General features: G+C 32.5%; 11 protein-coding genes and 3 pseudogenes. 9 read left to right on the forward strand and 5 right to left on the reverse strand.

All coding sequences use genetic code 11. The features are described from left to right. Positions 1–47: 47 nt before the first annotated feature. The gene (locus ACLBWW_RS15170) at positions 48–857 is read left to right on the forward strand and encodes a hypothetical protein (protein WP_098633592.1); all 810 of its coding nucleotides are present in this window, start codon (positions 48–50) and stop codon (positions 855–857) included. 248 nt (positions 858–1105) lie between these two features. Here the strand turns inward: ACLBWW_RS15170 and ACLBWW_RS15175 are convergent. Then, a pseudogene (locus tag ACLBWW_RS15175) lies at positions 1106–1813 on the reverse strand (IS6 family transposase). A 517-nt stretch (positions 1814–2330) separates the two neighbouring features. Between ACLBWW_RS15175 and ACLBWW_RS15180 the strand changes: the two are divergent. Together ACLBWW_RS15180 and ACLBWW_RS15185 are read left to right on the forward strand one after the other, a co-directional pair. Then, positions 2331–2573 (forward strand): hypothetical protein, encoded by a 243-nt coding sequence (locus ACLBWW_RS15180; protein WP_098129141.1) that lies wholly within the window; start codon positions 2331–2333, stop codon positions 2571–2573. Between the two features lie 50 nt (positions 2574–2623). Next, entirely contained in the window at positions 2624–3163 is a 540-nt protein-coding gene (locus ACLBWW_RS15185) for a hypothetical protein (RefSeq protein ID WP_447614112.1), read from the forward strand. Positions 3164–3192: 29 nt separating this feature from the next. Here the strand turns inward: ACLBWW_RS15185 and ACLBWW_RS15190 are convergent. Next, positions 3193–3297 (reverse strand): annotated as a pseudogene (locus ACLBWW_RS15190) (IS6 family transposase); the annotation flags it as partial. Positions 3298–3433: 136 nt separating this feature from the next. Further along, on the reverse strand, positions 3434–3874 hold the full coding sequence (locus ACLBWW_RS15195) for a hypothetical protein (RefSeq protein WP_000591645.1): 441 nt from the start codon (positions 3872–3874) through the stop codon (positions 3434–3436). 325 nt (positions 3875–4199) lie between these two features. Between ACLBWW_RS15195 and ACLBWW_RS15200 the strand changes: the two genes are divergently transcribed. Together ACLBWW_RS15200 and ACLBWW_RS15205 are read left to right on the forward strand one after the other, a co-directional pair. Beyond that, positions 4200–4541, forward strand: coding sequence for a hypothetical protein (locus ACLBWW_RS15200; RefSeq protein ID WP_001256766.1), 342 nt, complete (start codon positions 4200–4202; stop codon positions 4539–4541). Between the two features lie 244 nt (positions 4542–4785). Next, positions 4786–5652: pseudogene (locus tag ACLBWW_RS15205) on the forward strand (hypothetical protein). 419 nt (positions 5653–6071) lie between these two features. On the opposite strand, the gene ACLBWW_RS15210 reads toward ACLBWW_RS15205, so the two are convergent. Further along, positions 6072–6392: a hypothetical protein gene (locus ACLBWW_RS15210; RefSeq protein WP_447614113.1), complete on the reverse strand. Its 321-nt coding sequence runs from the start codon at positions 6390–6392 to the stop codon at positions 6072–6074. Positions 6393–6932: 540 nt separating this feature from the next. On the opposite strand from ACLBWW_RS15210, the gene ACLBWW_RS15215 reads away from it, so the two are divergent. Together ACLBWW_RS15215 and ACLBWW_RS15220 are read left to right on the forward strand one after the other, a co-directional pair. Continuing rightward, complete coding sequence (locus ACLBWW_RS15215; RefSeq protein ID WP_116442954.1) at positions 6933–8258, forward strand: bifunctional S-methyl-5'-thioadenosine deaminase/S-adenosylhomocysteine deaminase; 1326 nt, start codon at positions 6933–6935, stop codon at positions 8256–8258. A gap of 154 nt (positions 8259–8412) precedes the next feature. Further along, entirely contained in the window at positions 8413–10041 is a 1629-nt protein-coding gene (locus ACLBWW_RS15220; protein ID WP_048543268.1) for a peptide ABC transporter substrate-binding protein, read from the forward strand. Between the two features lie 51 nt (positions 10042–10092). On the opposite strand, the gene ACLBWW_RS15225 is transcribed toward ACLBWW_RS15220, so the two are convergent. Then, complete coding sequence (locus ACLBWW_RS15225) at positions 10093–10623, reverse strand: GNAT family N-acetyltransferase (protein ID WP_048543267.1); 531 nt, start codon at positions 10621–10623, stop codon at positions 10093–10095. A 142-nt stretch (positions 10624–10765) separates the two neighbouring features. On the opposite strand from ACLBWW_RS15225, the gene ACLBWW_RS15230 reads away from it, so the two are divergent. Together ACLBWW_RS15230 and ACLBWW_RS15235 are read left to right on the forward strand one after the other, a co-directional pair. Continuing rightward, complete coding sequence (locus ACLBWW_RS15230; protein ID WP_048543266.1) at positions 10766–11464, forward strand: response regulator transcription factor; 699 nt, start codon at positions 10766–10768, stop codon at positions 11462–11464. Next, a complete protein-coding gene (locus tag ACLBWW_RS15235) occupies positions 11454–12521 on the forward strand; it encodes a HAMP domain-containing sensor histidine kinase (RefSeq protein ID WP_048543265.1) in 1068 nt (355 codons plus the stop codon). The genes ACLBWW_RS15230 and ACLBWW_RS15235 overlap by 11 nt, the downstream gene beginning before the upstream one ends. Positions 12522–12586 lie beyond the last annotated feature (65 nt).

Here is a 12586-nt window from a genome sequence, read left to right on the forward strand (position 1 = left end):
CCTAACTATGATTGTATGAAGTATATAATAGAAAAGGGAGAACTTGAATGAGGAAACCAAAAGTAACTGTTTTTATCTTTTTACTGAGCATACCACTATTCCTATTAAGTGGTTGCTCTACAGACACAAAACTATTAGAAAAACCAATAGGAGATTATTTGTCCGAAAACTACGGGATAAAGAATGGGGATTTTAAAATTCTTTCTACTGATAGTGGGTTTGGAGCTTCTAATCAACAGACTTACGTGGAAATAAAAAAACCATACCGCACTCTTGCTTATTTACTTGTAGACAAAGAATCATATGAAATAGTTAAAAATGGAAGCGATGATGTTTTTCTAGAAATATTTAAAGGAGCTTATGTTGAACAACATCGTGATGTTTTGAAACAATCCGATAAGATAATAAAAAAGTATAACTTATTAAGTGAATTCTCCTATCGTAAAAATAAACCAAATTTCTATTACTATTTAGATATACATATAGATAAAGAAAAAGAAGAGGAATTAATTGAAAATTTCAAACGTGATCAAAAAATAAACACTGACAATATAATGAAAATGTTAAAAGATAGTAAAACTAGAGATCATGCTAATTATATAGGAGTTATCAATTTTAATTACTATTACAATACCTACAAAAATAGTGAAACTGTTCCCAATGCTCAAAGTATTATGGATGATTTCGAAAAGAGCCACGTGCTAACAGAGGGCATTTATAAGATAGCTGTTGTGACCATGTATTCCAGCCCTAATGAAACAACCATAGGAGGAACGGACAGTCGTAATAATAATGTCATGTTTACCGTGGATAAACAAGGGAAATTTGAAATATTAAAAACAACTGTAGATTCTTGATAAAATACGTCAATTGTTGTGTTTTAAAAAAGGGTCGACTTCCCACAAGGAAGAGGAGGCACTGAAAAAGTCCTCATGGTTTAAAAAGTGAAACCGACTTATGAGCAGCCCTTTCCTTTTTGAGGATACAAAAAAAACCGCCCATCCATCTTTAAAGAAATAAAAAAACCAGCTATATTATGCAAGGCTCTGGTGCAAAAATAGAATAAAAGATAATAAAGCGCATAGATTCCTAACGGAATCATATCTTATGTTGCAAGTCCAAACAATTGATGGATGAATTCTTTCTGATTTTGGACAGAATGATCCTGTAAATCAACCTGTTCTTTTTTAATCATATGCATGGCTTCTACTCCAGAAAGAATGGATGTAGCTGTGTCAAAACATTTGAATCCTAGCATAGAGCGTACTCGTTTCTTAATAAAACGATGATCTTGTTCCACAATGTTATTCAGATATTTTATCTGCCTGATTTGGATGCCTAGTGGCATCTTTTTTTCTTCCTTCAATTTTTCTATGGCTATTGGATAAGCTGGATTTTTATCAACTGTAATCACACGAAGTTTAGAGGCATGGAAAGACCGCAAAGCTTTCTTGAAGAATCGCTTTGCAGCCTTTTGGTCTCTTGTTTTGCTTAGATAAAAATCGATTGTGTTTCCTTTCGAATCAACAGCACGGTACAGGTACATCCATTGCCCTTTAACTTTGATATATGTTTCATCGACTCTCCAAGAGTCATTGGTTTGCTTGAGGTGACGACGAATTCGTTTGTCCAATTCAGGACCATACTGATGAACCCAACGCATAATCGTGGTATGAGAAATAGATAAGCCCCGTTCCTCCATCATTTCCACCAAATCACGAAAGCTTAGGTTGTACCGTAGGTATCATCTTACCGTTAATAAGATAATATCAGTCTGATAGTGCTTCCATTTAAACGGATTTTCCTTTTCCATACTGATCAAGCACCTTTTTTAGAGTTATACTATCAGTATGTCCAAGATTAGGAGATTACTTGCAAGGATTTTGGAGTTTTTGCACCAGAACCACCACTTTAATTTAAATAATTTATATTGAACTCCCATTCAAGTATTATTTTTCCTAATGAATAATTGGTATATTCTGTCTTACTCCACCTTTTCGGGGGATGGGCAAAAACACCCATATAGTGTCTCATTATCAGTAGCAAGAAAAAAGCGGATCCGTACTCTCAAAAGGAATCCAATCTCTCTTTTTCTATAACTATATTTTTATATGGGGTAGCACCCCATCGCTATCAAGCTAAAAAGGATGGGTTACCTCAAAACAATAAAAACGAGCATAATACACAAAATTTTCGTTTTGGGGTATTTCAAAATTTTAAGTTGATGGGCATGTGCCGTACCCCTATTAAAGTGGAAATTTCTCAAACGAAACTTTAATATATATAATTAATATACTATTCATATTAAAAAATTGAAAAGAGGTGGCACTTTGAACAAATGGGCTATATTATCTTTATTGAGTGTACCCTACGCTCTTTTAACTATAATAAATGAGGATACATTAGAGATAGGTGGATCAGCAAATATCTTTTGGAAAATTGGTTTATTTGCACCACTTATAGGCGTTTTATTTTCAGCTGGAGCCAGTAAGACTTACCAACGCGTTATGCTTGCAATATTTAATTTAGGTTACTATTTTGGGCTTTACATCTATATGCTATACACTTTTTAAAATACTCTTTTTATATTCGTTTTGTAAAAATATATTTAGGGGAGAAAACAATGAAAAAGAAAATATACTATTTATCAATAATTTTCACAAGTCTTGTTTTTTTATTTTTATTCATAAAAGCATTAGGATTTATCTTCTGGATAAATGGTGCACCAATAGACAAATGGGTAGCTTGGGTTAGTTTATTTGCTATTCCCACTTTCATTTACTACTCTTTCCCAGGACAAAACTTCAAAAAAATACAAAAAACGGTAACCATAATTATCATAATAGTTCAAGTAATATGGCTAAAATGGGCAATTAATCAACCTAAATATTATGTATATATTAACAATGATAACATTCTCCCATCTCCATATATAATTCAGGAGACTCCAAATTCGGATACTCCTATTTATCTTAGCCAAATAATTTTAACTAACTATACATCTTATAAATCAATTAATTCATATCTATTTGTAAAAGAAAACGTTACAGAAAACAATCGAGGCTTGGTTGATTGGATAAAAAATTTTGGTGGCGAAGTAAAAGAAAAAGAAGACGGGCGCATTTATATAGACACTTATAAGGGATATTTATTTTTCAAGTAAATTGTAAAAGGGAGAAATCGGTGTGAAATCTCCCTTTTACGACTCTCAATCGCTATAGGATAGGCCTGATTTTTGTCTACTGTAATCACACTGGGTTTTGGAACATGAACAGATTGCAAAGCTTTCTTAAAAAAAGCCATTGATAATAGCTATTATTTTTGGAAAAACAACTTACAAAAAAGATAATTATAAAAAGTCGATTCCTTATCTCAAATAAGGAATCGACTTTCAAATAAATCATATACTCGTTCTGGTGTCGATATGTATTTATTACAAATTACCTTTAACTTTTCCAACGATCTCGTTTATCGTATTTCGATCTAGCTTGTCACTAATTTCGAATAGCTCACGATCTCCTACTAATTGTACGCCTACGATGTCGTTGCGGTCTTTACCGTATTGCACTTCAATAATAGATCCGCGCTCTATTTGTTTCCAAATGTAACCAGCTTCATCTTTATTGTCTAAAGTAATACAGTCCTCAATGTTTTCATTGATTCCAATCAACATATTATCGTCAATATACCCAATCTCGTATTGTTGACGCTCTTTCGCTTTGCCGCTTACTAAAATACCCGCACGACCATATGAGTAATCCCAATAGTCTGCTTTCGGCTCTTGTGCCTCAGCTTTTTCAGTAGTGCCACAACCGGTAATAAGACCAATTGGCATAACTGCAATTAATACTACTCTAGTAAATTTCTTTATCATCTAAAACCAACCTTACATGTTTAAGTGAAAATTCCATTTATTCCCTCATTAAAGGATAACATGATACTACGGGGAAAGCAAAACGAAAAAATGAGCTGACTTCTCAAAATAACTAACTATAGAGAAAGAAAATTTTCATTTAGGGGGTACTTCAAAATCTTAGTTTGATGGCAATGCGATTTTACTTCCGCCTGCTAAAAAACATTCGTAATGATTGTTAATATTTGTTAACATTAAACAAGAAGTGCTTGTGAAGGATAACATTCCTTTCATAATAGTGCTTTTTGTTTTTTGATTTATTTTATAAGGATAAGAGGGAAGATATATGCGTTCTAAGAAGTACAACACCATAGCATCAAGCTGTCTAATTTTGTTTCTTGTTTGTTGGATCCTGCTATCTACATATGGTAAATACAATTATACTGTTGGTGATTTCACTCCAGCTGATGTGAAATTAACCGTTGGACTGGATATTTTACAGATGACTCTCCTTTTTATGTCTTTGGTCTTCGGCTTGATAGCATATGCTTTACAAGACGAAGGAGGCTACGCAGGGATTAATATTATAATATCCCTCGCTTTGTTTGTTTTAACAGGTATGAGTGATATTTTAACAATTTATATACTGTTTACTGAGCCTGTCCATTTACAAATGTTATTTAAGTAATAATCTTACTTGAGCTTGAATTACCTTACCGACATGAAGAAATAGAAGTACTATAAATGTACAGAGATAATAAAGTTGTTTTAAAAATACCGGTCATTTTATTCAGTAATTGGGTCAGATTATGAAGTGATTTTATTAATTGTTTCGTTAAGAATGTAAAGAAGTGGACTTTAGCCAACCTGGCAGTTTAGTTGAATGGGAATGTTATAATATTATTAAAATTTTAGAAATGTAGGGTAAAAAAATGAAGAGTACTAAAAGATTGATTCAAGTTATCTTAGTAAGTACACCAATCCTAATTCTTAGTGGATGTTTCTCTAGTTTCTCTAAAGATGATCTGAATCAACCAATACAAGAATATTTAAAAACAAACTATGGAATACAAGGTGGGTTTTCTGTTGTTGAGACAGATAATTATTGGTTTCAAGGGGTTGACCATCAAACTTATGTAGAAGTGAAAAAGCCATATCGTGCTTATCCGTTTCTAATGATTGAAAGAGGTACTTGGAAAATTTTAAATGATGACAGTGACGATATCTATCTTGAACAATTCAAGGGTGCATATATTGAGCAACATCCAGAAGTAGTTCAAGTAATTGAACAAATCATAAAAAAATATGGATTAGTGAAATATCCTAATAAATTTATTTCGGTAGAGAATGGTCCTGTTTATATATTTCCTTACGACAACCTTGAGTTTAATATAATTTATTCTTAAGAACTACTTGATGATTTTAAAAAGACCCAAAAGATAGATACTACTAAACTTTTACCTACATTAATACCAAGTGACCCCCGACGTGAAAATTATAATGTCAGGTATTTAGGTGTAGTAAATTTTCTATTTAAATTTGACATGTCTAAAACTATTCCAAAGGCCCAAGATCTAATTGAGGACTTTCAAAAAAGTGGAGTATTAACAAAAGGGATATACAACATAGATATGTTAGTAGATGATTCAAATGGGGGATCGGAATATAATAATGTAGCTTTGTTTGAAGTTGATGAAAATGGTAAATACACTATAATTGCTTCTCCTAAATACGGTGAGTTAGAGAACACTTACTTTTATGGTGATTATGCAGCAAAAAAATATAAAATAGAACTTTAGGTTGAATTATCCCAAAGTCCAATCGCTTATTTAATTATGTAGACGAAATAATTATTTTCCCTAAAAAATATTGGGGACTTAAGGGGATAGAATGAATCTTCTTTAACAATTGGGCGCTATTTTTGAATAAACCTTAGATTTTCAAACGACTTTATTGTTATATTTTTGAGTAAAGTTAAGTATCTTATATCGAAAATTAAAAAACTATATTTTAACCCCGTCCTAAATTTTGAACGGGGTTATGCTTGTTTTAGGTTTAAAAATTTAATAACTTTGTTGTCTTTTTACAATAAAGGGTACCGCCCACATGCCCATCAACTTACGAAAAATAAAAGCCAAAACGAAAAAAATTAGCTGACTTCTCAAAGTAACTACCTATAAGGGGGCACCATATCATTTAATGTTAAGACTTGTAGCGCTTAACCATAAATACACATAAAAAGAAACCAGGCGGTAGTGAATATCAAAAATATTACGGAAAAGTGTATATTAGGAACCAACAATTTTGCGTGATCTTTATTTTTTTTCAATGCCATAGTTGAAAAAATAATGGCGATAACTAATGGGAGCATTAAGGCATAAATTATATATGTGAGATCACGTCCAGTATCTAAATATGGTTCACCAGGGTGAATATAAATAAGTTCATAATGATAAGTAAAATAAATATACAAAGCTATACAAAATATGAAATTTGCTCCTACGGCAACCCCAAAAGTTGTATTGTTTAATCTTTTCATCTGTCTACTCCTTTAAGTAATCCCTTCCTAATATTACAGCAAATAAGAAAATTTTACATCGTAATATTATGTTAAATTCAAATAAAAAAGGGTTCAGTCGAGATGCGTGTAATTTAAGGTTATGGGCTATATTTTATTTCCATTATCAGATTTCGGTGTAACAAAAAGCTGTTTTACTAATAATGTTACGAATTATTTTTGATACAGTATTTTGTTACAGCTAGTTCAACAATTAGGATATTTCATATTTTCAAACACAAAACGTAACAATAACGAACGCGTTTATGTTACAAATGTCTCTGAAAAATAACGTCTGGAAAAAAATGTATCACTATGACCTATTTTTACACGTATCTCGGCTGTACCCCAATAGGAGAGACACCATCAACGGTTTTTAAGGATCGTTTACTGCCTCTTTTGCAACATGATGTGTAAAACAATTAATAGTAGGAGAAGCTGAAAATTGAAATTATCTTTTGACTCTTAATCTTTAATAAGTTACTATAATGGTGGTAACTTATTAAAGGGAACTTCATAGAGTTGAAAGGGGAAATACTTTTGAAAACAACTTATGTAAACGCTACAATCGTAACAATGAATGAACAAAACGAAGTGATAGAAAATGGATATATCATTGTAGAAAATGATCAAATTATAGATGTGAATAGCGGAGAATTCGCTAATGATTTTGAAGTAGATGAAGTAATTGACATGAAAGGAAAGTGGGTTTTACCGGGGCTTGTAAATACACATACACACGTTGTAATGAGTCTCTTAAGAGGTATTGGCGATGATATGTTATTACAACCATGGCTTGAGACGAGAATTTGGCCACTTGAAAGTCAATTTACTCCCCAAATTGCGGTCGCTAGTACGGAATTAGGATTACTTGAAATGGTGAAAAGTGGCACAACATCATTCTCTGATATGTTTAATCCAATTGGAGTAGATCAAGATGCAATTATGGAAACGGTATCAAAGAGTGGAATGCGAGCTGCTGTTTCAAGAACTTTATTTAGCTTCGGAACGAAAGATGATGAAAAGAAAGCCGTTGAAGAAGCTGAAAAATATGTGAAGCGTTACTATAATGAAAGTGGAATGTTAACTACGATGGTTGCACCGCATAGTCCATATACATGCAGTACAGAACTGTTAGAAGAGTGTGCACGTATTGCAGTAGAAAATCAAACGATGGTTCATATTCATCTTTCAGAAACAGAGCGTGAAGTACGTGATATTGAAGCACAGTACGGAAAACGTCCAGTAGAATATGCAGCAAGTTGCGGGTTATTTAAACGCCCAACAGTTATTGCACACGGTGTAGTATTAAATGAAAATGAACGTGCATTTTTAGCAGAACATGATGTTCGAGTAGCTCATAACCCGAATAGTAATTTAAAACTAGGATCTGGTATAGCGAATGTAAAAGCAATGTTAGAAGCAGGAATGAAAGTAGGAATTGCAACAGATAGTGTGGCATCTAACAACAATTTAGATATGTTTGAAGAAATGCGTATAGCAACATTATTACAAAAAGGCATTCATCAAGATGCAACAGCACTACCAGTTGAAACAGCCCTTACACTTGCGACTAAAGGAGCTGCTGAAGTAATCGGCATGAAACAAACAGGATCACTTGAGGTTGGAAAGTGTGCCGATTTTATTGCGATTGACCCATCTAATAAGCCACATTTACAACCAGCAGACGAAGTATTATCGCACCTTGTATATGCTGCTAGTGGAAAAGATATAAGCGATGTTATTATTAACGGAAAACGTGTCGTTTGGAATGGCGAATGTAAAACGTTAGATGAAGAGCGTATTATATTTGAAGCGAGTCGTTATAAACGAGGTTTGCAAAGATAGGTAATTATATGTAGTTGAAAAAGCGATCCTTTTTTAAAAGGATCGCTTTTTTCTTGAACGAATAAATATTCAAAAGAATGTCGCATCTTTCTGTTAGTATTTCTGCTATAATATATTACGCTTTATAATATTTTATATTTAAGGAGAACAACTCATGAAGCGAAAAAAGAGCCATTTAATGGTAATGGCACTTGTTACATCTTTATTATTAACAGCTTGTAATAATAAAGCGAATAAAAGTGACACAGAGGCAAAAAAACAAGTATTAAATGTAACAGTATCTGAAGAAATTCCTTCTCTTGATACTGCGAAAACGATGGATGGTACATCAGCACACGTTATGCAAAACATATTTGAAGGGTTATATGTATTAAATGATCAAGATCAGCCTATTCCAGCGGTAGCAAAATCGTTTAAAAGAAGTGAAGATGGTAAAAAATATACATTTGATTTGCGTAAAGATGCAAAATGGTCAAATGGAGACAGTGTGACAGCAAATGATTTTATGTTTGCATGGAAACGTGCAATTAACCGTGAAACAGCGTCTCAATATGCGTACATGCTCTTTCATGTGAAAAATGCGAAAGAGATAAATAAGGGAACAATGCCTCTTGATGAACTTGGGGTTAAAGTTATAAATGATTATAAGTTAGAAGTGGAACTCGAACAGCCAATTCCGTATTTTTTACAGTTGTTAGCACTGCCGATTTACTTGCCACAGCATGAGTCATTTTTGAAAGAACAAGGAAACAATTATGCATTGGAACCTAGTAATCTCATATATAACGGCCCATTTGTATTAGAGAAATGGAAACATGAACAAGAGTTTCAATTAAAGAAGAATGCTACATATTGGGATGAAAAGAAAGTGAAATTAGACGAGATAAACTTTCAAATTGTAAAGGATACAATGACTGCTGTTAATTTATACGAAGCTGGTAATTTGGATCGAGTGCCTATTAATTCTCAATTTGTAGACAAGTATAAAGGGAATAAGGAATTACATATGTCGAGCGATCCTGGAATTGCTATGCTACGTTTTAATGAAAAAAATAATGTGTTAGCAAATAAGAAAGTGCGTCAGGCTATTTCATTCGCGTTAAATAAAGAAGATTTCGTTGCTCACTTTATAAATAACGGGTCAAAACCTGCAAGCGGGCTTGTACCAGTTGGTCATGTAAATGAAGTGACCGGTAAAGATTTTAGAAAAGAAAACGGAGATCTTTCTTCATATGATTTGCAAAATGCGCAAAAGATTTGGGAAGAAGCGAAAAAAGAGCTTGAAGTAGAGCAAGTAAACCTCGGGTTTTTAACGTTTGAACAAGATAATGCAAAACGGATGGCAGAATATATAAAAGGTGATTTAGAAAAGAATTTGCATGGACTCGCGATACAAATTAAACAACAGCCATTTAAGCAAAAATTACAGTTAGAACAAACAGGTGATTACGATATAACTATGGCAAATTGGGGACCTGACTATAAAGACCCAATTAGTTATTTAGAGTTATTTACGACAGGGAATCCAAATAATAAAATGAATTATTCTAATGTTCATTACGATGAATTAATAAAGAAAGCGAAAACGGATTTTGTACTAGATACGGAAAACCGATGGGAAGCGTTGCGAGAAGCCGAGCAGGTATTATTAGAAGATGCTGCGGTCGCGCCGCTTTATCATATTGGCTCAGCATATGTACAAAAGGATTATGTAAAAGGAATTGAAAAGCATCAATTTGGTGGTATTTATACTTATAAGAATGCTTATATTGCTAATGAATAAATACAAAAAACCTTACTTTTTAAAAGTAAGGTTTTTTACACATGAATTCTATTAAACCGATTTTAATAAAGCGTAAAAATTCGTATCATATGGGATATCATCTTGATACATATAATTTTTTAGAACGCCTTCTTTTTCAAAGCCTAATTTTAATAGTACTTTATTGGAAGCTTCATTTTCAAGAAATACAATTGCTCCAATCCGCTTTAAATGAATCGTATGGAAACCGTATGATATAACCTCAGAAACAGCTTCAGTCGCATATCCTTTTCCCCAGTGTTCAGGCAAAAAGGCATAACTTATATTGGCTCGTTTATGCTCAGAAGACCAATCGTGAAAACCAATGGTACCGATGAGTTCTTTCGTGTCTTTTAATTCGATTCCCCATTTTATACCGCTTCTTGCATTGTAACTGAGCTTAAAGTTATGAATGATTTGTTTCACTTGATCAACATCTTGTAACGGTTTTTGGCCATAATAGCGCAGTACATTAGTATTAGAAAAGCATTGTAGTATACGTGGTGCATCTTTTTCGGTAAGTTCTCTTAAAATGAGTCGGTCGGTTTTCAATATAGGAAACATGCTTTCACTCCATTTCTTATGAAACTAGAATGTGTTGTTATTATATAATTTAGTCTGAAAATAAAGATTATTCAAGAGGGAAGTATGGTTTTAATTTATGATAAAATTAATTGTGGAATATATTTCAAAAAGAGGTTTGTATATGGAGAAAAACTCAATTTTAATTGTAGATGATGATCAAGATATTGTTCGATTTGTTAACGCGAATTTAATGCAAGAAGGTTTTAAAGTTTTAAGTGCTCATAACGGAGAAGAGGCTTTAAAAATAATAAATAATAACAGTATTCAACTTGCTATATTGGATATTATGATGCCACACATGGATGGGATAGAATTGTGTAGAAGGATTAGAGAGCAACATAGTTTACCAATTATGTTTTTAAGCGCAAAATCATCGGATGTAGATAAAGTAATAGGATTTAGTACTGGAGCAGATGATTATATTGTGAAGCCGTTTAGTACAATTGAATTTATAGCGAGAGTGAAAGCTCAATTAAGAAGGTATACATATTTCAATCAAAATGCTGTCCAAGTAATAGAAAAAAAAATAAGTATTAGAGGTTTAGAAATAGATGAAGTGTCTAGAACAGTAATGTTATACGGAGAAACAATCAATCTTACGAAAACTGAATATGATATTTTGTACTTAATGGCGGCTGCAAAGAATCGTGTGTTTACTATTGAAGAAATATATGAGAGCGTTTGGAAAGAAAGAGCCCATGAAAGTAATAATACAGTAATGGTTCATATTGCAAGATTAAGAAATAAAATTGAAGAGAATCCAAAAGAGCCGAAGTTTATTCAAAATGTTTGGGGAGTCGGATATAAAATTGAAGATTAAATCATTACAAGGCATTAGAGCTAAGTTTTTTATCGCATTCATATGTAGTATTTTGCTAGCAACTGTAAGTATAATAGCGTTTCAAATTGTAATTGGAAATATATATAGTCATGTTACTGCGTTAGAGGAAAAATATTCATTTTTATATTTTATAGTTTTTTTAATTTTTACTACAACATACTTTGCATTCATGACAAAAACAATGATGAAAAGGTTATCTGAAATTAACAAGAGTGTGAAGGAAATAAGTAATGGTAATTTTGAAATACATATACCTATTTCAAAAAATGATGAGATTGGTGAATTAGCAACGAATGTTAATAGAATGGCCAAAAGTTTAAAAGAGTCTATCGAAAATGAAAAAAAATCGCAGGAAATGAAAAATGAAATGATTAGTAATATTTCTCATGACTTACGAACACCTGTAACATCTCTAATCGGTTACGCGGACCTGTTAGGAAATCAGCTTCATTCAAATAGAGAAGAATGTGAACAGTATGTAAGTATACTAAAGCGAAAAAGTTATGAATTAAAAAATCAAGTAGATGATTTATTAGAATATTGTCAAATAAATTATAGAGAGATCGAATTACATAAAAGTGTAGTAAATATGAAATCGTTCATTGAACAAATCATGATTGATTTTGTACCACAACTAGATGATGCCGATATGAGCTTTTGTATTAATGGTGATAAGGAGTTACATGTGGAAATAGATGTAGCGCTTATGGTGAGGCTATTCGAAAATGTAATTAGTAATAGTATTATGTACGGGAAAGACGGAAAGGATATTTTAATTCAAGTTTCTAAAAAAGATATGAATGCTGAAATAGAAATTAAAAATTTTGGACAATGTATTCCGGATGAGAACCTTCCTTACGTTTTTGAGAAGTTTTATCGCGGTGAAAAATCACGTAGCTCTCATACGGGTGGAAAAGGAATGGGACTTGCAATTGCGAGAAGTATAGCAGAGCTTCATAAAGGGGATATCACTGTGTGCAGTAACGAGAAAGAAACTGTTTTCACTATCGTTTTACCGCATTATAAAGAATTGTAAGAAAGTCGTAAGTATTTCTTTTATATGTCGTAATTTTCACTTCGTATGATGTAGTACAAGGATAG

It is taken from the genome of Bacillus sp. M5A3_1b, from assembly GCF_053345335.1.

Coding starts and splice junctions, on each gene's coding strand:
- ACLBWW_RS15170 (WP_098633592.1), top strand. CDS start 48: ATGAGGAAACCAAAAGTAACTGTTTTTATCTTTTTACTGAGCATACCA.
- ACLBWW_RS15185 (WP_447614112.1), top strand. CDS start 2,624: ATGAAAAAGAAAATATACTATTTATCAATAATTTTCACAAGTCTTGTT.
- ACLBWW_RS15195 (WP_000591645.1), bottom strand. CDS start 3,874: ATGATAAAGAAATTTACTAGAGTAGTATTAATTGCAGTTATGCCAATT.
- ACLBWW_RS15200 (WP_001256766.1), top strand. CDS start 4,200: ATGCGTTCTAAGAAGTACAACACCATAGCATCAAGCTGTCTAATTTTG.
- ACLBWW_RS15210 (WP_447614113.1), bottom strand. CDS start 6,392: ATGAAAAGATTAAACAATACAACTTTTGGGGTTGCCGTAGGAGCAAAT.
- ACLBWW_RS15220 (WP_048543268.1), top strand. CDS start 8,413: ATGAAGCGAAAAAAGAGCCATTTAATGGTAATGGCACTTGTTACATCT.
- ACLBWW_RS15225 (WP_048543267.1), bottom strand. CDS start 10,623: ATGTTTCCTATATTGAAAACCGACCGACTCATTTTAAGAGAACTTACC.
- ACLBWW_RS15230 (WP_048543266.1), top strand. CDS start 10,766: ATGGAGAAAAACTCAATTTTAATTGTAGATGATGATCAAGATATTGTT.